Genomic DNA, 3,236 nt, shown 5'->3' on the forward strand with positions numbered 1-3,236 from the left:
CAAATTAGGTGCAAAGGATTAATGACAAGCACGTAGTGCTACTTTTTCCTTTGCGCAAGGTGCCTCAATGTTAACGCTACGCGCTAAGAGTCACCTCATAAATTTGGAAAATTCTGATAATATTTTTTAAGTCTAAGTATTTATCTACTTTAGCTATTAACTTCTGTCGCTTGTTTCTGTCACAAAACGCGTTTGGCGTTGTATGGTTAAGCCTCACGGGTAATTAGTACAAGTTAGCTTAATGGCTCACACCACTTCCACATCTTGCCTATCAACGTTGTAGTCTTCAACGGCCCTTCAGAGACTTTAAAAGTCTAGTGAGAAATCATCTCGAGGCCTGCTTCGCGCTTAGATGCTTTCAGCGCTTATCAGTTCCGAACGTAGCTACCGGGCAATGCCATTGGCATGACAACCCGAACACCAGCGGTTCGTTCACTCCGGTCCTCTCGTACTAGGAGCAACCCCTCTCAATTCTCAAACGCCCACGGCAGATAGGGACCGAACTGTCTCACGACGTTCTAAACCCAGCTCGCGTACCACTTTAAATGGCGAACAGCCATACCCTTGGGACCGACTTCAGCCCCAGGATGTGATGAGCCGACATCGAGGTGCCAAACACCGCCGTCGATATGAACTCTTGGGCGGTATCAGCCTGTTATCCCCGGAGTACCTTTTATCCGTTGAGCGATGGCCCTTCCATTCAGAACCACCGGATCACTATGACCTACTTTCGTACCTGCTCGACGTGTCTGTCTCGCAGTTAAGCTGGCTTCTACCATTACACTAACCGTACGATGTCCGACCGTACTTAGCCAACCTTCGTGCTCCTCCGTTACTCTTTGGGAGGAGACCGCCCCAGTCAAACTACCCACCAGGCACTGTCCGTAACCCCGATTCAGGGGCCAACGTTAGAACATCAAAACTACAAGGGTGGTATTTCAAGGACGACTCCACAACAACTAGCGTCGCTGCTTCAAAGTCTCCCACCTATCCTACACATGTAGGTTCAATGTTCAGTGCCAAGCTGTAGTAAAGGTTCACGGGGTCTTTCCGTCTAGCCGCGGGTACACAGCATCTTCACTGCGATTTCAATTTCACTGAGTCTCGGGTGGAGACAGCGTGGCCATGGTTACACCATTCGTGCAGGTCGGAACTTACCCGACAAGGAATTTCGCTACCTTAGGACCGTTATAGTTACGGCCGCCGTTTACCGGGGCTTCGATCAAGAGCTTCGTCCGAAAACTAACCCCATCAATTAACCTTCCGGCACCGGGCAGGTGTCACACCGTATACGTCATCTTGCGATTTTGCACAGTGCTGTGTTTTTAATAAACAGTCCCAGCCACCTGGTCACTGCGGCTCCCGTCCGCTTAGAGAGCAAGTCTCATCACAGATAGGAGCGTACCTTCTCCCGAAGTTACGGTACGATTTTGCCTAGTTCCTTCACCCGAGTTCTCTCAAGCGCCTTAGTATTCTCTACCTGACCACCTGTGTCGGTTTGGGGTACGATTCGGTATAATCTGAAGCTTAGAGGCTTTTCCTGGAAGTATGGCATCAGCAACTTCACACCCTTAGGTGCTCGTCTCGTGTCTCAGCCTAACAGCAACCCGGATTTACCTAAGTCGCTAGCCTACTCACTTTCACATGGACAACCATCGCCATGCTTGCTTAGCCTTCTCCGTCCCCCCATCGCAATTATACCAAGTACGGAAATATTAATCCGTTTCCCATCGACTACGCCTTTCGGCCTCGCCTTAGGGGTCGACTTACCCTACCCTGATTAACATGGGATAGGAACCCTTGGTCTTCCGGCGTGCGGGTTTTTCACCCGCATTATCGTTACTCATGTCAGCATTCGCACTTCTGATACGTCCAGCATACCTCCCGGTACACCTTCAACCGCTTACAGAACGCTCCCCTACCACTCATCCTAAGATGAATCCGCAGCTTCGGTGCATAGTTTAGCCCCGTTACATCTTCCGCGCAGACCGACTCGACCAGTGAGCTATTACGCTTTCTTTAAAGGATGGCTGCTTCTAAGCCAACCTCCTGGCTGTCTGGGCCTTTCCACATCGTTTCCCACTTAACTATGACTTTGGGACCTTAGCTGGCGGTCTGGGTTGTTTCCCTCTTCACGACGGACGTTAGCACCCGCCGTGTGTCTCCCGGATATTACTTTACGGTATTCGGAGTTTGCAAAGGGTTGGTAAGTCGGGATGACCCCCTAGCCTTAACAGTGCTCTACCCCCGTAAGTATTCGTCCGAGGCTCTACCTAAATAGATTTCGGGGAGAACCAGCTATCTCCCGGTTTGATTAGCCTTTCACTCCTAGCCACAGGTCATCCCCTAACTTTTCAACGTTAGTGGGTTCGGTCCTCCAGTTGATGTTACTCAACCTTCAACCTGCCCATGGCTAGATCACCGGGTTTCGGGTCTATACCTTGCAACTATTCGCCCAGTTAAGACTCGGTTTCCCTACGGCTACCCTAATCGGTTAACCTCGCTACAAAATATAAGTCGCTGACCCATTATACAAAAGGTACGCAGTCACCTAACAAGTAGGCTCCTACTGCTTGTACGTACACGGTTTCAGGTTCTATTTCACTCCCCTCACAGGGGTTCTTTTCGCCTTTCCCTCACGGTACTGGTTCACTATCGGTCAGTTGGGAGTATTTAGCCTTAGATGATGGTCCACCTATATTCAGTCAAAGTTTCACGTGCTCCGACCTACTCGATTTCACTTAAAATGTCTTTTCATGTACGGGACTATCACCCTGTATCGTGGCACTTTCCAGAGCCTTCCATTAACACATAATAAGCTTAAGGGCTGTTCCGATTTCGCTCGCCGCTACTATCGGAATCTCGGTTGATTTCTTTTCCTACGGGTACTTAGATGTTTCAGTTCTCCGCGTTCGCCTCGTTAACCTATGTATTCAGTTAACGATACCTGCAAGCAGGTGGGTTTCCCCATTCGGAAATCCTAGTCTCAAGCGCTTTTTACTAGCTTGACTAGGCTTATCGCAAGTTAATACGTCCTTCATCGCCTCCAACTGCCAAGGCATCCACCGTGTACGCTTAGTCACTTAACCATACAACCCAAACGGGTCTTTGTTATGTGACAGTTTAACTTCGCCAGAAGTTAATATTGAATACTAAAGTAGATACCAATTAATCACGAATGATTAAATTGGCACTGAATGATACTGCTATCATTCTTTTTTACTTTTGAAAACTCT

1 rRNA gene is annotated in these 3,236 nt (G+C 48.7%); it reads right to left on the minus strand.

Annotation, left to right across the window (positions count from 1 at the left end):
* Nucleotides 1-202: 202 nt before the first annotated feature.
* Nucleotides 203-3,089, minus strand: a 23S ribosomal RNA gene (locus tag PAT01_RS19740).
* Between the last annotated feature and the right edge of the window lie 147 nt (nucleotides 3,090-3,236).

Origin of the sequence: Pseudoalteromonas atlantica (assembly GCA_007988745.1) — a bacterium.
Taxonomy (GTDB): Bacteria; Pseudomonadota; Gammaproteobacteria; order Enterobacterales; family Alteromonadaceae; genus Pseudoalteromonas; species Pseudoalteromonas atlantica.